19 protein-coding genes are annotated in these 20,333 nt (G+C 62.4%); 15 read left to right on the top strand and 4 right to left on the bottom strand.

All coding sequences use genetic code 11. From position 1 onward, the window contains the following. The first annotated feature begins 28 nt into the window (after window positions 1-28). On the top strand, window positions 29-391 hold the full coding sequence (gene rsfS / locus GPK94_RS11430) for a ribosome silencing factor (RefSeq protein WP_101693730.1): 363 nt from the start codon (window positions 29-31) through the stop codon (window positions 389-391). 55 nt (window positions 392-446) lie between these two features. Here the strand turns inward: rsfS and GPK94_RS11425 are convergent, their stop codons facing one another. Continuing rightward, window positions 447-884 carry an iron-sulfur cluster assembly scaffold protein gene (locus GPK94_RS11425; protein ID WP_101693729.1) on the bottom strand — a complete coding sequence of 146 codons (438 nt, stop codon included), beginning with the start codon at window positions 882-884 and terminating at the stop codon, window positions 447-449. Window positions 885-1,101: 217 nt separating this feature from the next. Between GPK94_RS11425 and GPK94_RS11420 the strand changes: the two genes are divergently transcribed. From GPK94_RS11420 to GPK94_RS11410, 3 genes are all read left to right on the top strand, one after another. Beyond that, the gene (locus tag GPK94_RS11420) at window positions 1,102-2,235 is read left to right on the top strand and encodes an AI-2E family transporter (protein ID WP_186962906.1); all 1,134 of its coding nucleotides are present in this window, start codon (window positions 1,102-1,104) and stop codon (window positions 2,233-2,235) included. Between the two features lie 120 nt (window positions 2,236-2,355). After that, on the top strand, window positions 2,356-2,859 hold the full coding sequence (locus GPK94_RS11415) for a sigma-70 family RNA polymerase sigma factor (protein ID WP_215655858.1): 504 nt from the start codon (window positions 2,356-2,358) through the stop codon (window positions 2,857-2,859). Then, window positions 2,856-4,274, top strand: coding sequence for a DUF4179 domain-containing protein (locus GPK94_RS11410; RefSeq protein ID WP_215655857.1), 1,419 nt, complete (start codon window positions 2,856-2,858; stop codon window positions 4,272-4,274). The genes GPK94_RS11415 and GPK94_RS11410 overlap by 4 nt, the downstream gene beginning before the upstream one ends. A 366-nt stretch (window positions 4,275-4,640) precedes the next feature. Here GPK94_RS11410 and GPK94_RS11405 read toward each other — a convergent pair whose 3' ends face one another. Then, window positions 4,641-5,150 carry a hypothetical protein gene (locus tag GPK94_RS11405; protein WP_215655856.1) on the bottom strand — a complete coding sequence of 170 codons (510 nt, stop codon included), beginning with the start codon at window positions 5,148-5,150 and terminating at the stop codon, window positions 4,641-4,643. 198 nt (window positions 5,151-5,348) lie between these two features. Here GPK94_RS11405 and leuS point away from each other — a divergent pair, with 198 nt between their 5' ends. From leuS to GPK94_RS11390, 3 genes are all read left to right on the top strand, one after another. Further along, a complete protein-coding gene (gene leuS / locus GPK94_RS11400; protein WP_215655904.1) occupies window positions 5,349-7,772 on the top strand; it encodes a leucine--tRNA ligase in 2,424 nt (807 codons plus the stop codon). A 179-nt stretch (window positions 7,773-7,951) separates the two neighbouring features. Next, complete coding sequence (gene rpsU / locus GPK94_RS11395; RefSeq protein ID WP_101693723.1) at window positions 7,952-8,134, top strand: 30S ribosomal protein S21; 183 nt, start codon at window positions 7,952-7,954, stop codon at window positions 8,132-8,134. A 244-nt stretch (window positions 8,135-8,378) separates the two neighbouring features. Further along, window positions 8,379-11,048: an SEL1-like repeat protein gene (locus tag GPK94_RS11390; protein WP_215655855.1), complete on the top strand. Its 2,670-nt coding sequence runs from the start codon at window positions 8,379-8,381 to the stop codon at window positions 11,046-11,048. 3 nt (window positions 11,049-11,051) lie between these two features. Here GPK94_RS11390 and GPK94_RS11385 read toward each other — a convergent pair whose 3' ends face one another. Then, on the bottom strand, window positions 11,052-11,828 hold the full coding sequence (locus GPK94_RS11385) for a hypothetical protein (RefSeq protein ID WP_215655854.1): 777 nt from the start codon (window positions 11,826-11,828) through the stop codon (window positions 11,052-11,054). 121 nt (window positions 11,829-11,949) lie between these two features. On the opposite strand from GPK94_RS11385, the gene GPK94_RS11380 reads away from it, so the two are divergent. The 8 genes from GPK94_RS11380 to GPK94_RS16300 all read left to right on the top strand — a co-directional run bounded on the left by GPK94_RS11380 (window position 11,950) and on the right by GPK94_RS16300 (window position 18,840). Beyond that, window positions 11,950-12,453 (top strand): YqeG family HAD IIIA-type phosphatase, encoded by a 504-nt coding sequence (locus tag GPK94_RS11380; RefSeq protein ID WP_346728028.1) that lies wholly within the window; start codon window positions 11,950-11,952, stop codon window positions 12,451-12,453. A gap of 1 nt (window position 12,454) precedes the next feature. Beyond that, the gene (locus tag GPK94_RS11375; RefSeq protein ID WP_101693720.1) at window positions 12,455-13,315 is read left to right on the top strand and encodes a TIM barrel protein; all 861 of its coding nucleotides are present in this window, start codon (window positions 12,455-12,457) and stop codon (window positions 13,313-13,315) included. A 35-nt stretch (window positions 13,316-13,350) separates the two neighbouring features. Continuing rightward, window positions 13,351-14,415, top strand: coding sequence for an aminopeptidase P family protein (locus tag GPK94_RS11370; protein ID WP_101693719.1), 1,065 nt, complete (start codon window positions 13,351-13,353; stop codon window positions 14,413-14,415). A gap of 99 nt (window positions 14,416-14,514) precedes the next feature. Beyond that, complete coding sequence (efp, locus tag GPK94_RS11365; RefSeq protein ID WP_101693718.1) at window positions 14,515-15,084, top strand: elongation factor P; 570 nt, start codon at window positions 14,515-14,517, stop codon at window positions 15,082-15,084. 246 nt (window positions 15,085-15,330) lie between these two features. Further along, window positions 15,331-15,786 carry a CD1247 N-terminal domain-containing protein gene (locus GPK94_RS11360; RefSeq protein WP_101693717.1) on the top strand — a complete coding sequence of 152 codons (456 nt, stop codon included), beginning with the start codon at window positions 15,331-15,333 and terminating at the stop codon, window positions 15,784-15,786. Window positions 15,787-15,959: 173 nt separating this feature from the next. After that, window positions 15,960-18,401 carry a ferrous iron transport protein B gene (feoB, locus tag GPK94_RS11355; protein ID WP_101693716.1) on the top strand — a complete coding sequence of 814 codons (2,442 nt, stop codon included), beginning with the start codon at window positions 15,960-15,962 and terminating at the stop codon, window positions 18,399-18,401. 12 nt (window positions 18,402-18,413) lie between these two features. Then, a complete protein-coding gene (locus tag GPK94_RS11350) occupies window positions 18,414-18,572 on the top strand; it encodes a FeoB-associated Cys-rich membrane protein (protein ID WP_101693715.1) in 159 nt (52 codons plus the stop codon). Between the two features lie 133 nt (window positions 18,573-18,705). Continuing rightward, a complete protein-coding gene (locus GPK94_RS16300) occupies window positions 18,706-18,840 on the top strand; it encodes a hypothetical protein (protein WP_256447364.1) in 135 nt (44 codons plus the stop codon). Here GPK94_RS16300 and GPK94_RS11340 read toward each other — a convergent pair. Beyond that, window positions 18,830-20,218: a recombinase family protein gene (locus GPK94_RS11340; protein WP_215655852.1), complete on the bottom strand. Its 1,389-nt coding sequence runs from the start codon at window positions 20,216-20,218 to the stop codon at window positions 18,830-18,832. The genes GPK94_RS16300 and GPK94_RS11340 overlap by 11 nt on opposite strands. Window positions 20,219-20,333 lie beyond the last annotated feature (115 nt).

Here is a 20,333-nt window from a genome sequence, read left to right as displayed (position 1 = left end):
CACAAAAGAGAAAAAAGGAGAATCGTCTATGACGCCCAAAGAACTTGCGTTGGCCGCGGTCAAGGCCCTGGACAGCAAAAAGGGCCAGGACATCAAGGTCCTGGAGACCGGACACCTGACCACCCTGGCCGACTATTTTGTCCTGTGTACCGCCACCTCCACCACGCAGGTCAAGGCCCTGGCCGACACCTGTGAGAAGATGCTCAAGGATCAGGGGGAGATGCCCCACCATGTGGAAGGCCACCGGGACGGCGGCTGGATCCTGCTGGACTTCTCCTCCGTGGTGATCCATGTGTTCATGGAGGAGTCCCGGAAGTTTTATGATCTGGAGCGGCTCTGGTCCGATGCCACCGAGGTGGACATCAGCGACATCGTGCTGCCCAACGGCTAAAGAAAACGCCCCATCTCCGCATCGGAGATGGGGCGTTTTTTGTGTACGGAGGAGCTCAGACCTCCTCGTCCGGGGTATCCTCCCCGTGGGGGTCGTCATAGACCTGGACCTCGTCCGGGGAGAGAATGCCCTGCCGGACATAGTAGTCCCCGATGGCGGCCTTGATGGCCTGCTCGGCCAGTACGGAGCAGTGCATCTTGTGCAGGGGGAGTCCGCCGAGGGCCTGGGCCACCTGGTCGTTGGTCAGGGTGAAGGCCTGCTCCACCGTGCGGCCCTTGATGAGCTCGGTGGCCATGGAGCTGGTGGCCACGGCGGCGCCGCAGCCAAAGACCTTGAATTTGGCGTCGGTGATGATGCCGTCCTCCACCCGCAGGGTGATCTGCATGATGTCGCCGCACTTGGGGTTTCCGGCCACGCCGACCGCGTCGGCATGCTCGATGGTGCCCAGATTGCGGGGATGATAAAAATGGTCCATGACCTGATCGGTATACATAGCAGGATCCTTTCCGGGCGCCCACAGGCGCACCAAACAGTTTAAAAGTCCTAATATGAATTATAAGAAGCAGGGTGGGAAAAGTCAAGACAGGGGCTTTTCATTGACGAACGGTTCGGGGAATGGTATAGTGGACAAAAAGCGGCATATTCTGCGAAGGGAAGGGCCGCACAGAAACCTGCTCCCGCCGGAATGGAGGGGCAGGAAAGGAGAACGTATGGATAAAAAATTACTTCGGAGCATTCTTCTCATCATCACCTATACCGTGTTGCTGGTGCTGGTGGTCATCAAGTTTGATGAGCTGATGCGGCTGTTTTCCTATCTGGTGGGGCTGCTCAAGCCGGTCTATATCGGGTTTGCGCTGGCCTTTATTCTCAACCGGCCCTGTCAGGCCCTTTACCGGCTCTATCACCGAGGGCTTGGCCGCACCAGAGCCGACGGACTCAGCCGCCCCCTGGCGGTGGCCTCCTCCTATGTGCTGCTGATTGCGGTGGTGACCGTCATCACCTCCTTCATCACGCCCAAGGTGGTGGAGAGCATCCAGATCTTTGCCTCGAACCTGAGCGGATACCTCTATAATCTGCAAAAGATATGCTGGGAGCTCTCTCAGTATCTGCATCTGGAGAATCTGGCCCAGAGTCTGCCCAACATTCCCCAGCTCAGCACCTATCTGAAGGACATCCTGGATAACCTGGCCCAGGGACTGAGCAGCACCCTGCTGGGCGTGGTCTCCCTGACCAGCAGCCTGATCTCCATGGTGGTGACCGGTGTACTCTCCATCATTTTCTCCATCTACATGCTGGGCGGCCGGGAGAAGCTGCTGCCCCAGTGCCGGCGGCTGCTCCAGGCCTACACCCGGCCCCGCACGTCGGCGGCGGTGCTGGATGTGGTCCATCTGACGGCGGACACCTTCACGAATTTTGTCACCGGACAGCTCATCGAGGCCTGCATCCTGGGCGGTCTGTGCGCCGGGGGAATGCTCTTCATCCAGGCCGATTATGCCCCCCTTGTGGGCGTCATCATCGGCGTCTCCGCCCTCATTCCGGTGGCGGGCGCCTATATCGGGGCCATTCTGGCGGCCTTTCTGCTGGTGATGGTCTCTCCCCTCAAGGCCCTTATTTTCCTGATTTTCCTGTCCATCCTCCAGCAGATCGAGGGCAATGTCATCTATCCCCGGGTGGTGGGCACCTCCATTGGCCTGCCCGGCATCTGGGTGCTGACGGCGGTCACGGTGGGCGGCGGTCTCTTCGGACTGCCGGGCGTGCTCCTCAGCGTTCCCGTGGCTTCGGTGCTCTATGCGCTGCTGAAAAAGGATGTGCGCAAGCGCCTCGCTGAAAGACATGATCTGTGATACACCCATTTCCCGGTCCAGTCGGACCGGGAAATTTTTTTGGAAAGAATGTCTATATGATGGAACCGGAGGAACTGCCCAGTCATCTATTGAATGTCCGGACAGACAGGAGGTAGAGATATGCGACCCTTACAGGGAGAGCCGCGTGCCGGGGAGCGGGAGAGATTCGGAACGCTGGTAATGGAACACAGCCGCTCCATGTTTCGGGCGGCCCGGGCCATTCTGGACAGCGACGCTGACGCGGAAGATGCCGTCGGAGAGGCTGTGCTCCTGGCCTGGAGATCATTCACAGCGCTGCGCAGGCCGGAGGCCGCCCGGGCATGGCTTCTCAAAATTACCGTGAATTGTGCCCGGAGCCAGCGCAGACGACAGAGACGGGTGATCTACATGGAGGATCTGGGAGAACGGTCGGGGCCATGGGAAGAGCCGGTGGATACGCTTTGGGACGCAGTTGGACGATTGCCGGAAACCCATCGTATTATTGTGACGCTGTTTTACTATGAGGATATGACCATTGCTCAGATCGCGCAGCTTCTTCACCTGCCGCAGGGGACGGTGAAGTCCCGGCTGAGCCGAGCCCGGGAAAAGCTGCGGATCCTGCTGGAAGAGGAGGGACAGATATGAACCTGGATGAATGGATCCGTGCCAGAGCCAGAACGGAGGAGCCGACCTTACCCGAGGACTGGGAGGAGTGGGTGGAGCGCACCCTGGCACAGCTTCCCGAACGAAAACAGCGGCGGATGACCGGGGTAGGTCGCCGGGTACTGACTGCGGCGGCGGTGTGTGCCATGCTGGGAGTGGGAGCCCTGGCTTATGCGGTGGGGGTTCTGGACTTCTTGAACGGTCGGGAGGAGTACCGATTTTTGGGACAGGCTGAGCTCTACCGGGAATATGCAAGAAAGGCCGGATATACCCAAAGGGCGGCGAATGGCGATGAACTGACCGTAGAATATCTGGCTGCCGACGCCAACTTCTGCACCATTTTTTATACGATGCGCACCGAGGAGCCCATGCAGCCCTGGTCCCAGCGGGATTGGCATCCCATTTCACCCGATGCACCTGACCTGTGGCAGGCCCAGAATCTGGCCCCGCGCTTCACACTGGAAGTATCCGGAGCCATGGTGGGAGAGGACCAGGATGGGCAGCAGTATCTGCTGGACGAGCATACCCTGTGCGGTATGGCCCGACTGACCTTGAAAGAGGCTGGCGCGCTGGAGCGGGGAGGAGAGATCTCTTTGGCGGCGGGCCCCTCGCTGGAGTCCTGGGACAGCGGAGACTGGGGGGAGATTCCGTGGGAAGAAGTGGAGCTATGGCACTTCTCCCTGGATCTTGAGCCGATGGCAGGGAAGACTGTGGCGTTAGATGGTCCCGCTGCCCTGGGAGAACGCCAGGTGGAGAAGCTGAGTCTCACCGTCTCGCCGCTGGGAGCTGTGCTGCGGTGCCGGGTGACGGTGCCGGAGGAATATCTGTCGGAGCCTGACCGGTGGGGTGGTCTGGGCCGATTCATAGTCCGAGACAGTGAGCGTGGGGTGTATTATCCCTATACCATTCTCACGTCTCAACCGACGGAAGACGGTGCCTATTGGGAGGAGGCCTATCTCCTCTGCGGTGATCTGACCGAGATAGAGAGTCTGGAGCTTCTTCCTGCAGAGCTGGAGAGCACCTTCACCTCTGTGGAGCTGGGAGAGCTGCCCTATCGGGGACAGGGTGCTTACACCTTTTCTGGTTTTTCCATCAGCGAGGGGTGGATGACCCTGACGCTCACCCCCACCGGAACAGTGGGCAATACCGGTTACTGCGGCGGGGTGGCGGAGTTCCAGAACAGAGCGAGGGAGCGCCTCTTTGTGGATGAGGATGCTACAGACCTCTATCAGAACCGCTACACCGATGAGCGGACCGGAGGAGTCACCTACACCTGGTCCCTGGATCAGGAGGCCCAGACCAAGGCGGAGGAGATCGCTGTCCTGAGGATCTTGGAAGAGTGGTATGAACCGCTGGAAGGACCTTCTATCATCATTCCTTTGGCGTCAGAAAAATAATTTTTTGGAAGGACCGGTAACCTTTTCACGCCATAGGCCGTGTTATGAGTAGAAGGGCCAGGAGGTGACGGTCAACTGCGCGGGGGATCTGTTCCGCGCTCCGTGGCGCAGGCACAGCCGCCCGCTGGATGACGCGGATGGCCTCCCCGCCCCGGAGCGGGAGGAGAGCGGCGTGCTGGACGCGGTGCTCTCCCTGCCCGAGCGGTACCGGGCCGTGATGCACCTTGCAATACTGGTACATCCCCATCGGCTCCGAGGATACCGCCGGGCCGGGACACTGGCTGGAGCAATTGCCGGAATAGAGACAGAAAGCGCCGCTCCTGGATCATCGCAGCAGTCCGGGAGCGGCGCAGTTTGTGGAAAAGATCAGTCGTCGACCTGGAAATCCGGCTCAGCGGGACTTCCGGGCAGAAGTTCCAGCGAGAAGGCTCCGCTGGTCTCATAGGCAGCCAGGACCACCCGGGTCTCCCCGGCAGGGAGCGTGAGGGTATTGTCCCCCGGCTCCAGATCGGTGAGGCCGCCCTCCGGGTCGGAGAGGACCAGACGGTAGCCGGTACCGGGGTCCTCCACCGTATAGCGCAGGGTACAGGTCCCACCCTCCGGCAGGGAGAGGGTGCCCAGGGTGTCCCACCCGGTCATGGAGTGCCACTGAGCGGCATAGCCGCCGGGTAGGGTGTGGCCCATCCAAAAGGTCTGGCGATAGGAGCTGCTTCCCCCGCGCAGGTCCTCATCGGTAATATCGGCAAGACTGTGGATCGGATGGAATCCAAAGCTGTGCAGAAGGAGAAACAGGAGAGCCGCCGCAGCTGCCAGCAAAACCGCCGGCACGGCCAGAGCGATCACAAGGGCGTGGACTGAGATGCCCCGTTTTTTCATATGGGACCACCTCCTTTTGCCTCATTTTAGCATGGAGGGCCGGATCAGGCAAGAAAAACACCCGCTCCGCCCGCTTTTGACGGGAGCCCCTTGCAATCCCGGCACTTTTTCGGTATAATGAAACAGATTCCGTAAAAAGCCGGTCCAAGGGCGTCAGCCGGGGCCGGAACCGATATTTTCTAGGAAAGCGTGATAGCGTTGAAGTACGATTTCGCATCCATTGAGCCCAAGTGGCAAAAGAAGTGGCAGGAGGCCGGCGTCTACAAGACGCCCGACCACAGCGACAAGCCCAAGTTCTACGCCCTGGTGGAGTTCCCCTATCCCTCCGGACAGGGCCTGCACGTGGGCCATGCCCGCCCCTACACCGCCATGGACGTGGTGGCCCGCAAGCGGCGCATGGACGGCTATAACGTTCTCTTCCCCATGGGCTACGACGCCTTCGGCCTGCCCACCGAGAACTATGCCATCAAAAACCACATCCACCCCGCCAAGGTGACCCACGACAACATCGAGAATTTCCGCAAGCAGCTCCAGATGCTGGGCTACTCCTTCGACTGGGACCGGGAGGTCAACACCACCGACCCCAGCTACTACAAGTGGACCCAGTGGATCTTCCTCCAGCTGTGGAAGAAGGGTCTGGCCTACAAGACCACCATGCCCGTGAACTGGTGCACCTCCTGTAAGTGCGTCCTGGCCAACGAGGAAGTGGTGGAGGGCGTGTGCGAGCGCTGCGGCTCCCCCGTCATCCGCAAGGAGAAGAGCCAGTGGATGCTCAAGATCACCGAGTACGCCCAGCGCCTCATCGACGATCTGGACGGACTGGATTTCATCGAGCGGGTCAAGACCCAGCAGAAGAACTGGATCGGCCGCTCCACCGGCGCGGAGGTCACCTTCAAGGCCACCACCGGGGAGGAGATCGTGGTCTTTACCACCCGTCCCGACACCCTCTTCGGCGCCACCTATATGGTGCTCTCCCCTGAGCATGCCCTGGTGAAGAAGTGGCTGGAGAACGGCACCCTCACCAACGCCGCCGAGGTGAAGGACTACCAGGCCGCCGCCGCCTCCAAGTCCGATCTGGAGCGCACCGAGCTCAACAAGGAAAAGACCGGCGTGTGCCTGGCCGGTGTGAAGGGCGTCAACCCGGTCAACGGGAAGGAGATCCCCATTTTTATCTCCGACTACGTCCTCTCCACCTACGGCACCGGCGCCATCATGGCCGTGCCCGCCCACGACGACCGCGACTGGGAGTTTGCCAAGAAGTTCGGCTGTGAGATCATCGAGGTGGTCTCCGGCGGCGAGGACGTGCAGAAGGCCGCCTTCACCGCCAAGGACGAGACCGGCATCCTGGTCAACTCCGAGTTCCTCAACGGCATGACCGTGAAGGACGCCATCCCCGTCATCACCAAGTGGCTGGAGGAGAAGGGCATCGGCCACGCCAAGGTCAACTTCAAGCTGCGCGACTGGGTCTTCTCCCGTCAGCGCTACTGGGGCGAGCCCATTCCCATGGTCTACTGTGAGAAGTGCGGCTGGCAGCCCATTCCCGAGGACCAGCTCCCCCTGCTCCTGCCCGACGTGGAGAGCTATGAGCCCACCGACGACGGCGAGAGCCCCCTCAGCAAGATGACCGACTGGGTCAGCACCACCTGCCCCTGCTGCGGCGGTCCCGCCCGGCGGGAGACCGACACCATGCCCCAGTGGGCCGGTTCCTCCTGGTATTTCCTGCGCTATATGGACCCCCACAACGACAAGGCTCTGGCCTCGCCCGAGGCCCTGAAGTACTGGTCCCCCGTGGACTGGTACAACGGCGGCATGGAGCACACCACCCTGCACCTGCTCTACTCCCGCTTCTGGCACAAGTTCCTCTACGACATCGGCGTGGTGCCCACCAAGGAGCCCTATCAGAAGCGCACCAGCCACGGCATGATCCTGGGCGAGGGCGGGGAGAAGATGTCCAAGTCCCGCGGCAACGTCATCAACCCCAACGACGTGGTGGCCCAGTACGGCGCCGACACCATGCGCCTGTATATCATGTTCATCGGCGACTTTGAGAAGGCCGCCGCCTGGAGCGACAACGCCGTCAAGGGCTGCAAGCGCTTCCTGGACCGGGTGTGGAACCTCTCCGAGCAGTGCGCCGACTCCATGGAGTACTCCAGCGCCAACGAGAGCGCCATCCACAAGGCCATCAAGAAGGTCTCCGCCGACATTGAGGCCATGAAGTTCAATACCGCCATCGCCGCCCTCATGGCGCTGGTCAACGACTTCTATCAGAACGGCTGCTCCAAGGGCGACCTGAGCGCCCTGCTGCTCATGCTCTCTCCCTTTGCCCCCCACATGGTGGAGGAGATGTGGGAGAACCTGGGCCTGGCCAAGGAGCGCGGCATGGCCTGCACCCAGAGCTGGCCCACCTACGACGAGAGCAAGACCGTGGCCAGCGAGGTCACCATGGCCGTGCAGGTCTCCGGCAAGCTCCGCGGCACCATCACCGTTCCCATGGACAGCGGGGAGGAGGCCGTGGTGGCCGCCGCCCTGGCCGATCCCAAGGTGCAGAAGTTTGTGGAGGGCAAGCAGATCGTCAAGACCATCCTGGTGCCCAACAAGCTGGTCAACCTGATCGCGAAGTAAGACGGCGTCCTGGTCTGAGTGGGATTTTTCCACCGCGTCCCGCCGGGATGTGGACAAAGGAAAATTTATAGCTTGACAAAAACAGAAAATTTGCATATAATATCTTATTGTTAAAGCCATAACTATCAGTATGTGGCCCTTTGGCGGCGTGACCGCCGCTTCGGAGGGAGGGGAAATCAATGTCGGAAGTCCGTGTGAAGGACGGTGAGTCCTTGGAGAACGCGCTCAAGCGCTTCAAGCGCAGCTGCGCCAAGTCGGGCGTCCTGGCCGAAGTGCGCAAGCGTGAGCACTACGAGAGCCCGAGCGTCAAGCGCCGCAAGAAGTCTGAGGCTGCCCGTAAGAACCGCAAGAAGTTTTATTAAAAGCAAGCTGGGCCCCGCACCACATCGGTGCGGGGCTTTTCTTGTCCGCAGACGGCGGGAAGGATGCCGGATTCTTGCAATGGGACGGGAAAAATGGTAGACTGAACCTGTTACGATGGAACTTTGGTTCCAGTTCAGCGGCGTCCCAGCCAGATCCGGGCGGGGGACGCTTTTCCATGAAGTACGGATCACAGAGACAGGGCGGGCCTGGGTGCTCTCCCCGAGAAGGAGGGCGGTTCACGCCATGATTTATCGATGCAGCCATCCGGGATGCTCCATGATCCTGGAACAGGAGGAGAACGGCGCGGTATGTCCGGAGTGCGGGCATTCCATGGCGGCGGTGAGCGAGGCCGCCCTCACCGGAAAGGACTGGGCCCTGCTGGGCAGCTGGTGGATCGAGGGTCCCCGGCGGGACGAGGCACGGGCCTATGCCTGCTTCCGGCGCTCCGCCCAGGTGGGGGATCCCTGCGGCATCAGCAATCTGGGCTGGTGCCTGGAAAACGGCATCGGGGTGGAGGCCGACCCCAGACAGGCCGCGTGGCTCTACGAACAGGCCGCCCTGCTGGACTACGTCCCGGCCATGTGCAATTTCGGCTTCTGCCTGCAAAACGGCATCGGCACCGGACGGGACCCGGAGCGGGCGGTGGAGTGGTACCGCAAGGCCGCGGAGATGACCTTTCCCCGGGCCCAGATCCTGCTCTCCCGCTGCTACCACGAGGGCATCGGGGTAGAGCGGGACGAGGCGGAATCCCTGGCCTGGCTGAAGGCGGCGGCCTTTCAGGGGGACCCGGGCGGACAGGCCGAGCTGGGCCGCCGGTATGAGTTCGGCGACGGGGTGGAGCAGTCTGCCACTATCGCCGTGCGCTGGTACCGGGCCGCTGCCGAGCAGGGCCATGCGGACGGCATGTGCTGTCTGGGGGTGTGCTATGAGTACGGGGTGGGCGTGCCCGCCGACCGTGCCCGGGCCGCTCAGTGGTACCGGGCCGCCGCTGAGGCGGGAGACGTGCGGGCCATGGGAAACTACGCCTGGTGCTGTGAGACCGGCTCCGGAGTCCCCCAGGACCTGGAGACGGCCGCCCGCTGGTACCGCGCCGCCGCCGAGCGGGGCAATCCCCGGGGCATGTGCTGCCTGGGCTGGTGCTATGAGTATGGCACTGGCGTCCCAAGGGATATGAGCGAGGCGGTGCGCTGGTACCGTGCCGCCGCCGCCCTGGGCTATGCCCGGGCCCAGTGCAACCTGGGCGTGTGTCTGGAGCGGGGCGAGGGGACGAAGGCCGATGTGCCGGGGGCGGTGGCCCTCTACCGGGCCGCCGCGGAGCAGGACTATGCCCCCGGACAGTGCTGTCTGGGCTTTTGCTACTACATGGGGATCGGCGTGGAGCAGGACTCGGAGGAGGCGGTGCGCTGGTACCGTGCCGCCGCCGAACAGGGCTATCCCCGTGCCATGCGGGAGCTGGGGGTGTGCTGTGAGACCGGCTCCGGCGTGCCTAAGGACCCGGCCGCCGCTGTGGAGTGGTACCGCCGGGCCGCCGAGCTGGAGGATGTGCCCGCCATGTGCAATCTGGGCTGGTGCTATGAGTTCGGCTCCGGCGTGCCCCAGGACGACACCCAGGCCGTGGCGTGGTATGAGAAGGCGGCGAAGCAGAACTATCCCCGGGCCATGACCAATCTGGGGGTGTGTTATGAGCAGGGCCGGGGCGTCCCACAGGCCGACAGCCGGGAGGCCATGCGCCTCTACCGTGCCGCCGCCGAGCAGGACTATGGCCGGGCCCAGTGCTATGTGGGGATTAACTACTACTACGGAGACGGCGGCGTGGAGCAGGACGACGCCCAGGCGGCAGACTGGTTCCGCCGCGCCCTGGACAGCGGCTATGAGGAGAGCGCCTACTGGCTGGGGCTGTGTGCCTGGAACGGCCGGGGCATGGCCGAGGACCGTACCACCGCCGTGGACTGGTTCCGCCGCGCCGCCGAGGCCGGCGTGGTCCGCGCGGGCTTCTACCTGGGCCTGGCGGCCGAGCGGGGCTGGGGCGCGGAGCAGAGCGGAGAAGAGGCCGCGCGCTGGTACCGCTGGGCCGCGGAACAGGGGGACGCCTCCTCCCAGTACAATCTGGGCTGGCTCTACACCCGGGGCGAAGGGGTCCCGGCGGAGGAGGAGCAGGCCGTGGCCTGGTTCCGCCGTGCCGCCGAGCAGGGCGATCCCGACGCCATGTGCGTGCTGGGCCTGCGCTATGAGCGGGGCGAGGGCGTGGAGCAGGACTGGAGTACCGCGGTGGAGTGGTACCGCCGCGCCGCCGACCGGGGCAGCCTGACCGGCATGTGCAATCTGGCCTGGTGCTGCGAGCGGGGCTTGGGGATGGAGACCGACTATCCACAGGCGATCCACTGGTACCGCCGGGCCGCCGAAGAGGGCAGCCTGCGCGGGATGAACAACCTGGGGGAGCTCTACCGGAAGGGAAAGGGCGTGGAGCGGGACTATGACGCCGCCCTGGCCCTCTACCGCCGTGCCGCCGAGCGGGAGGACGACACCGCCCTCTACAACCTGGGCGAGTGCTATGAGCTGGGGCAGGGGGTGGAGCCCGATCTGGAAAAGGCTCTCACCTACTACCGCCATGCTGCCAAGCTGGGGGAGGGCAGCGCCCTGTGCGCCCTGGGCCGGTTCTATGAGAAGGGCGTCCAGGTGACGGCCGATCCGGCCAAGGCCCTCTCCTATTACCGGCAGGCGGCCGACCGGGAGGACGCCGAGGGGATGTACCGCCTGGCCCTGTGCTATCTGGAGGGAAAGGCGGTGGAGACCGACCCGGCCGCCGCCCGGGAGCTGTGCCGCCGCGCCCTGGAGAGCCAGGACCTGGAGAACGAGGGGGACGCCCATCTCCGGGAGGCACTGGAGGGCCTCATGGAGCGGCTGAAGGGCTGAGGGCTATTCCAGCAGCCCGGGCAGCAGGTCGTCCACCTGTGCGTAGGGAACAAAGGCGTGGGAGATGCCCATCCGGGCGCCCAGCTGACATTTTTTCCGGATGGAGCCCGCATCGTCGAAGAGGACGAAGTGGGCTCCATCTGTTTTGGTCATGTAGGTGAAGTAGTGAGCGCACAGCTCATGGGAGAAAAAGACCGAGCCGCCCCGCTCCTCCAGCTGTTCGGCCAGCGCCGGACGGGAGAGGGGGACCCCCTCTCCCGTGGGGGAGGGGAGGAGGAAATCCTGGGCCAGCCGCTCGATTCGGAGGGCCAGACGGGAGGGGCCGTACTGCTCGGCCGCCTCGGCCAGGCGCTGCTCCAGGGAGCCGCCCGACAGGGCTGTGGGGATGAGCACGCAGGCGTGGTCCGAGGCCGCCCCATAGCTCTCGGGCACATAGAGGGGCCAGCCCCGGCGCTGGAGGGCCTCCCCCAGTTCGGCCACCGCCCGCTGGAGCACGGGGATGGGCCGGTCGGGAAAGGCGCAGTATACCCCCTGAAAGCCCCGGGCCGAGCACTCCCGCAGGACCTCCTGGCAGAAGACGGAGGGCTCCCCCCGGCCGTCGAAGCCCTCGCAGTCCATGGCCAGGATCCCGCCCCGGGCGGCCACGGGCAGATTGGCCCGGAACAGGTGGGGCCCGCCGCCCACCCGGTAGGCCAGATGGGCCGCGGGCAGGTTCTGTTCCCGGGCGGACCGCTCCAGGGCGGGCGGCGTAAGAAAAATGAGTTTGCAATCGGTAACCATGCTGAGGTACCCCCTTGTATCCATGGTGGAGCAATGTTATAATGCAAATTACGGCGTAAGCCGGTATAATGGACTCTATGCAGGGCAAGTTGGAAACAGTCCTGCGGAAAGGCGGTGGACCGTGGCGCTTTCCCTGCTGGCGGACCGGGTATTCCCATCCGTACAAGCCATATCGCCCCGGTGGCTGGCGCAAGAGGGCATCACCCTCCTGCTGGCCGATCTGGACAATACCCTTTCAGCCTATGGCGTACCCGAGCCGGACGAGCCGGTGCGGACCTGGGAAAGGGCCCTGCGGGAGGCGGGCGTGACCCTCTTCATCCTCTCGAATAACCGCAAACCCGAGCGGGCCAAGCGCTATGCCCAGTCCCTGGGCGTGCCCTACATCGGACACGCGGGAAAGCCCAAGCCGGGCTCCTTCCACCGGGCCATGGAGCAGATGGGCGTGGGCCCCGGGCAGACTGCCATCGTGGGCGATCAGATCTTTACCGACATTCTGGGCGGGAAGCGGGCCGGGGTGCGCACCCTTTTGGTGGAGCCCATCCGGCTGGCGGGCAATCCGGGCCGCTATCTGCGCTACGCGGCGGAGTGGCCCTTCCGCGCCCTGGCCAAGCAAAGGAGCAAATAGCATGAGCGTATCATTTGGGCCCGCGGGCAATTCCGACTCCTTCTCCCGGGCGCACAAGTCCTCTCTGGCGGCCCCCGGCTGGATCCGGGCCTTTGGCCTGGACGCCTATGAGTACCAGTGCGGCAAGGGGGTCAACGTGGGGGAGGAGACCGCCCGCAAGCTGGGGGAGAACGCCCGGAAGGAGGGCATCCGCCTCTCCCTCCACGCCCCCTACTTTATTAACCTGGCCAATCCCGACCCGGAGAGCCTGCAAAAGACCATCGGCTATATCACCGCCGCCTGCCGGGCCGCCGACTGGATGGGGGCCGAACGGGTGGTCATCCACTCGGGCGCCCTCATGAAGCGGACGCGGCGGGAGGCACTGGACATCGCGCTGCGCTCCCTGGAGGAAGTGGTGAAGGCTTGCGACGCCGCCGGATACGGACACATCACCCTCTGTCCCGAGACCATGGGCAAGATCAACCAGCTGGGCGATCTGGACGAGGTGCTGGAGCTGTGTCAGGTGGATGAGCGATTGCTCCCCACGGTGGACTTCGGCCATCTCTATGCCCGGAGCCTGGGCGAGGAGCAGGGGGAGGAGGCCACCGAGCGGATGCTGGACAAGCTGGAGCGCGCCCTGGGCGAGGACCGGGCCAGCCGCTTCCACAGCCATTTCTCCCGCATCCAGTTCACCCCCAACGGGGGCGAGAAAATGCACCTCACCTTTGAGCAGGACGAGTTTGGGCCCGACCATCTCCCGCTGATGCGGTCCCTGGCCCGCCGGGGGTGGAGCCCCACCATCATCTGTGAGTCGGCGGGGACCCAGGCGGAGGACGCCCTGACCATGAAGCGGGCCTATGAGCATTTTCTGGGGACGGACTGAGGGCCGCCCCCACGGATAGAAAGGAAGTCAGAACCATGAATCATCTGGAGAAGATCGCATCCAAACTGGATGCCTACGGTCTGGACGCCATGCTGGTGACCAGCGAGCCCGGCGAGTTCTACGCCATCGGCTTTCACGGCGAGGGAGCCGTGGTGGTGGGCAAGCAGGAGACGCGGTATTTCACCGACTCCCGCTACATTGAGGCCGCCGAGCATCAGGTGACCGGTGCCAAGATCACCATGACCACCCGCACTGTGAGCCAAAAAGCCATGGTGGTCCAGGCGGTGGAGGAGATGGGCATCCGCAAGCTGGGCATCGAAGAGGGCTACATGACGGTGCAGGACTATCAGAGCTATGAAAAAGCGCTCTCCTGCCAGCTGGTGCCCGCCCAGCAGCTGCTCACCGATCTGCGCGCCGTGAAGGACGGGGAGGAGCGGGAGGCCCTCATCCACGCCCAGCGCATCTCGGAGAAGGCCTTTGAGGAGATCCTCAAGTTCATCCGCCCCGGCATGACCGAGAAGGAGATTGCCGCCCGGCTGGTGTACGACATGCTCCGCTTCGGCGCGGAGAAGATGTCCTTTGATCCCATCGTGGTCTCCGGCCCCAACGGGAGCCTGCCCCACGGCATCCCCAGCGACAAGAAGGTGCAGGAGGGCGAGTTCATCACCATGGACTTCGGGTGCAAGTACCAGGGCTACTGCTCCGATATGACCCGCACCGTGGCGCTGGGAGAGCCCAGCGAGGAGATGAAGAAGGTCTACTACACGGTGCTGGAGGCCCAGAAGGCCGGCATCGCCGCGGCCAAGGCGGGGGTGCGGGGCTGCGACATCCACAACGCAGCGGCCAAGGTCATCGAGGACGCCGGCTACGGAGAGTACTTCGGCCACGGCTTCGGACATAGCGTGGGCATTGAGATCCACGAGTCCCCCAACGCCAATCACAGCAATCAGGACCCCATGCCCGAGGGGGTCGCGGTCTCCGCGGAGCCGGGGATCTACCTGCCGGGAAAATTCGGCGTGCGCATCGAGGATGTGATCATTCTCACCCAGGATGGGTGCGAAGACATCACCCTGGCGCCGAAAGAGCTCATCGTTCTGTAAAAAACCTGAAAAACCCTTGCAAATATGGGGATAATGGAGTAAAATAGCTTAGCTAAAGTTCCATTCATATGAAATACCTTGTTTGGAGGATGAATACCAATGCCTACGATTACTGCCAGTGATTTCCGCAATGGCGTGACCTTTGAGATGGACGGCCAGGTCATGCAGGTGGTGGAGTTCCAGCACGTGAAGCCCGGCAAGGGTGCCGCCTTTGTGCGCACCAAGATGAAGAATGTCATCACCGGCGGCGTGACCGAGACCTCCTTCAACCCCACCGCCAAGTTTGAGCAGGCCTATGTGGAGCGCAAGGACATGGAGTACAGCTACAACGACGGCGATCTGTACTACTTCATGGACCCCGAGACCTACGATCTGGTGCCCATCGGCGCCGAGATGCTGGGCGACAACTTCCGCTTCGTGAAGGAGAACATGCCCTGCAAGATCAACAGCTACAAGGGCAAGATCTTTGCCGTGGAGCCCCCCACCTTCGTGGAGCTGGAGATCACCGAGACCGACCCCGGCTTCCGCGGCGATACGGCCACCAACGTGACCAAGCCCGCCACCCTGGAGACCGGCGCTGAGATCAAGGTGCCCCTGTTCATCAACCCCGGTGACAAGATCAAGATCGACACCCGTACCGGCGAGTACCTGGAGCGCTGCAAGGGCTAAGCGCTGAGCGCCCGAGAGCAGGCGCACAGCAAACCGCGCAGACGGAAAAACAGGCGGCGGGCGCAGCCCGGCGCGGATTTTCCGCGGAGTGGTGAGCAGTGTGCCGTCGCGGAGGGCGCACAAGCGTGAGGTGCTAAGCGCTGAGCGCCCGGGAGCAGGCGCACAGCGAACCGCGCAAAGCGTGATACGCCAAGCGCCGTCCCTACCACAAGGCCCTTCGTGGCCGCCTGTAAAAAGGAGATTATTATGACTATTTCTGAGAAGGTCGCGTACCTGAAGGGTCTGGCCGAGGGCCTGAACATCGACACCGAGAAGTCCAAGGAGGGCAAGCTCATCTCCGTGATGATCGGCATCCTGGAGGAGATCGGCATGTCCATCGAGGACCTGGAGGAGAACACCGTGGCCCTGGGTGAGGAGATCGACGCCATCTCCGACGACCTGTCCGACGTGGAGAAGGTCGTGTTCGACGAGGACGACGAGGATGAGGATGACGAGTGCTGCTGCGACGAGGACGACGACTTCTTCGAGGTCGAGTGCCCCAACTGCAAGGAGACCCTGGTCATCGACGAGGACGTGCTGGAGTCCGGCGTGATCCAGTGCCCCAGCTGCAAGGAGAAGTTCGCTCTGGATCTCTCCGACGACTGCTGCTGTGAGGACGACGAGGACGAGTGCGGCTGCGGCTGCCACCACGACCACGAGTAAACCGAACATGGAAACAGCCGGCGGCCAATAGGCCGCCGGCTGTTTTTGCGTGCGGAGCCGGTCCGTACGCTGCGCAGAGGTGCGGGCCGCTTGACAGGCCCCACAGGGCGATATATAATAGGCAGGCGTGTTAGTTACGACTAACAAATCAGCCGGTATAGGATGAATGACAGATGAAAACCGAGACAAAACGCGTACAGGGCACGCTGGAGGCGCTGGCTCCGGGGGAGCACGGCGTGATCCTGCGGGTAGGAAATGAACGAGGGCCGGTCAAACGCCGGCTGGTGGATATGGGACTGACGCCCGGAACGGAGATCCTGGTGCGCAAGATCGCCCCTTTCGGTGACCCCATTGAGGTCAACCTCCGGGGATATGAGCTCTCCCTGCGCCGGGAGGACGCCCGGCAGATCACCATGGCCATCGGGGAGGAGGCCCAGGCGGCCAGCCTGATCCGCAAAAAGCGGGTGGGCATGGTGCAGCGCATCCCGGATGAGGAGACCCTGCGCCGCATGAGCGACGACCACGACCATGAGAAGCGGGAGCACAGCGGGGTGCCGGACTACGCCAGCCACGACACCCGGGAGATGAAGCTGGCCCTGGTGGGCAATCCCAACTGCGGAAAGACCACGCTCTTCAACGCTCTCACCGGTTCCAACCAGTATGTGGGCAACTGGCCCGGCGTGACGGTGGAGAAGAAGGAAGGACGGGCCCAGGTGGACGGAAAGCCGGTGACGGTAGTGGATCTGCCGGGCATTTACTCCCTTTCGCCCTACTCCATGGAGGAGATCGTGGCCCGGGACTTTATCGTGGGGGAGCATCCCGACGCCATCATCAACATCGTGGACGCCACCAATATGGAGCGCAACCTCTACCTGACCGCCCAGCTGCTGGAGCTGGAGCGCCCCATGGTCATCGCCCTGAACTTCATGGACGAGGTGGAGAAGCACGGGGATAAGATCGACGTGGAGGCCCTCTCCCGGTCTCTGGGCGTGCCGGTGATCCCCATCACCGCCCGCACCGGGAAGAATATCCAGACCCTGCTGGAGGTGGCCCACCGGCAGATGCACGTGGGCGTCACGGTGGAGCCCGACGATCTCTACGACGACTTTACCCATCAGATCCACCACAAGATGGGCGAGCTCATTCACGACAAGGCCTATGCGGCCGAGATCCCCGCCCACTGGGCCTCCATCAAGCTCATCGAGGGGGACCGGCTGGTGGAGCAGGCCCTGGGACTGGACGAGGCGGAAAAGGCGCGGGTGGAGTCCATCTGCTCGGAGTATGAGGGGGCCTATGTCCTGGGCGACCGGGAGACCCTGGTGGCCGACAGCCGCTATCAGTTCATCCAGTCGGTGGTCCACGCCTCCGTGCGGAAGGGACAGAAGCAGGGAAGCCTGACCCTGTCCGACCGGATCGACTCCATCGTGACCCACAAGTGGCTGGCCGTGCCCATGTTCCTCCTGATGATGCTGGGGATGTTCGCCCTGACCTTCGGGCCGGGGCAGGCCCTGTCCGATCTGGTGGAGAGCTTCATCAGCGGCCCGGTCTCCGACGGCATCCGGGCGGGGCTGGAGGCCGCGCAGGTGGCCCCCTGGGTGGAGTCCCTGCTGGTGGACGGCGTGGTCTCCGGCGTGGGCGGCGTGCTGGTCTTCCTGCCCCAGATCGCCCTGCTCTTTCTGGTGCTCTCCTTCCTGGAGGACTCGGGCTATATGGCCCGGGCCGCCTTCATCATGGACCGCCTGCTGCGGCGGTTCGGCCTGTCCGGCAAGGCCTTTATCCCCATGCTGATGGGCTTTGGCTGCACCGTTCCCGCCGTTATGGGAGCCCGCACCATGGAGAATGAGAAGGACCGCCGCATGACCATCATGCTGGTGCCCTTCATGTCCTGCTCGGCCCGGCTGCCGGTGTACGGCCTGCTGGCGGGGGCCTTCTTTGCCCAGTACAGCGGCCTGGTGGTCTTTTCCCTGTATGTGATCGGGCTGTGCTTCGCCATCCTGTCGGGCATCCTGCTGCGCAAGACCATGTTCCAGGGAGAGCCCGCCGCCTTCGTGCTGGAGCTGCCCCCCTACCGTCTGCCCACCCTCAAGAACATGGCCATGCACGTGTGGGAGAAGGTGCGGGGCTTCCTGGTCAAGGCCGGTACCCTGATCCTGGCCATGAGCGTGGTGCTCTGGTTCCTCCAGTCCTTCGGCTGGTCGGGCGGCTTCGTCATGGTGGAGGACGCCTCCCACTCCTTCCTGGGCGCCATCGGCGGGGCCATCGCCCCCGCGCTGCGCCCCCTGGGCTTCGGCACCTGGCAGGCCGCTGTGGCCCTGCTCACCGGCCTGGTGGCCAAGGAGGCGGTGGTCTCCTCCATGAGCCTCTTCTACGGCTTCTCGGCCAGCGCCAGCGGCGCCACCGTGGCGGCGGCCCTCTCCGGGACCTTCCAGACGCCGGTGGCTGCCTATGCCTTCCTGGTCTTTGTGCTGCTCTATGTCCCCTGTGTGGCGGCGGTATCCACCATCTACCGGGAGATGAACAGCCTGAAGTGGACCATCCGCTCCATCCTGTGGCAGATCGGCGCGGCCTATCTGGGGGCGCTGGTGGTCTATCAGGTGGGTTCCCTCCTGTTCTGAGAAAGGAATGCTATGAAATACATCATCTATGGGGCTGTCGCGGCCCTGACGGTGTGGGCGGTCTGGTATGTGGTCCGCCAGATCAGCCGTCAGATCCGGGGGAAGGGCGGCTGCGGTTGTGGCTGTGGCTGCTCCTCCTGCGGGAAGGACTGCTCCCAGCGGAAAGAATGAGAAAAGGGCGCGTACCGGAGGTTTTGTTCCGGTGCGCGCCCTTTTGCGCTGGGGCTTGCGGGTTTGGGACAGGGGGGGTACAATGAGGAGGAAGGAACCAGATCCACGATTCATGGAACAGGGAGGCGCGCACATGGAAACAAGCAAGCTGGAAACACTTCAGGACTGGATCGACGGGAGCAGCCGCATCGTCTTTTTCGGCGGCGCGGGGGTCTCCACCGTAAACGGTATGTTAGTCCCTAAAAATACTATGAAAATTAGGCGTTAAAAGTAACGCCAGTTACCTGATTGTTTTCCACATGAATCTCCTTGATGATGGAGCGCCATAAGCGGCGCTGATCTTCTTTTTCGAGCGTATTATAGATTGCCTCAAAGTCCGTATCAAGGAATGATCTCAGTTTCCCAACATCGGGGGCTTTTCCCTCCTGGTCATGCGCTTCCATAGCTTTTGCAATATCCTCTTTTAGCTTCGTTGCCATTGATGTATACTCATCGTCCGCTATGTTTCCGGCGAAGTATGCAACATTCAGGCGGCGGAGCTGTTCTTTTGCCTTGGCGACATCAAACTTGATGACGCGCTTTTTCTTTGCCTTGGCAGTTTCAAGCCCTGCCTGTACGATATACTCCTCCAACATTTCGCGTATATGAGTAAGCAGATACTTTTCCGTTTTCTTTTCGGACACGCTGGATCTGTATGTGCATCCCGTGTTATCCCGGCCATGGTTGCAGCGGTATGCGTTGTATTTGATAGTCCGGTCATTCGGGTATGTCTTATACGTCGCCTTGAGCGTATGCCCGCACACGGGGCACCGGATAAGCCCGCTGAAAAGATACACGTTCCACGCCCGGGCTTTCTTGATACTGTTCTTTCGGTCCTGAATCTTCTCCCAATCCTCACGGCTCACATAGGCGGGGCAAAAGTCGGGGATATTCTCGAATGTTCCGCAGTATATCTCATTCCGGCCAGTGCGCAGCCACTCCTTGGCAGCGCGGTTTGTGTCGAATTCCTCGTTGACCATAGCACCGGCGCGGCGGACGCTATTATATTTCATGGTATATTCCCAAAATGCCGTCATGGCAGCCTCGGTGACCGGGTCCTTCACTAGCTTGCGCAGGCCGTCAACCTTCTCCACGACGTAGCCGAACGGAGCACGGCCATATGGATATTCCCTTCGGTTGATTTTGTTTTGGAATACGAACTTAATGCGCTCAGATGTCCGGTCGGCCTCGTTCTCGGCCACAGAAAGCATGATATTGACCTTGAGTCGTCCGTCAGCCGTCTCCGTGTTGTAGTCCTCCATTGTGGCCTGCCATGTTACGCCGTTGGCCTCCAGGATGGATTGGATGACGTGATACTCCCGGACATTACGGAACCAGCGGTCCAGCTTGATGAAGAGAATTTTGTCTATCTTCCCGGCCTTGACATCTTTGAGTAGTTCTTGCATGACTTTCCGTTTTAATGCGGGCTTTCTGGCCGAGAAACCTTCATCCCGATATGTCCCGATGACCTTGTATTTCTTTTCCTTTGCGAACTGGAGAAGTTCATCCTCCTGCGCCTGTAAGCTGTATCCGTGCAGCACCTGTTCCTCGGTTGATACCCGTATGTAAAGGGCCACTCTGATAATGCGGTCTATTTCTGTTTTCATTGACAAATCCCCTATTCTCTGATATATTCAGAGACGCAAAAAGCAGTCTCCATTAGCGTGGTGTGATTTTTGCAGTAGCCCCCCAGGTGTTCAGGCACCTGGGGGGCTTTTTTGT

The sequence above is a fragment of the Pseudoflavonifractor sp. MCC625 genome (assembly GCF_018784545.1).
In the GTDB taxonomy this organism is placed as follows: domain Bacteria; phylum Bacillota; class Clostridia; order Oscillospirales; family Oscillospiraceae; genus Pseudoflavonifractor_A; species Pseudoflavonifractor_A gallinarum.
This window is presented reverse-complemented; position numbering and strand designations above follow the sequence as displayed.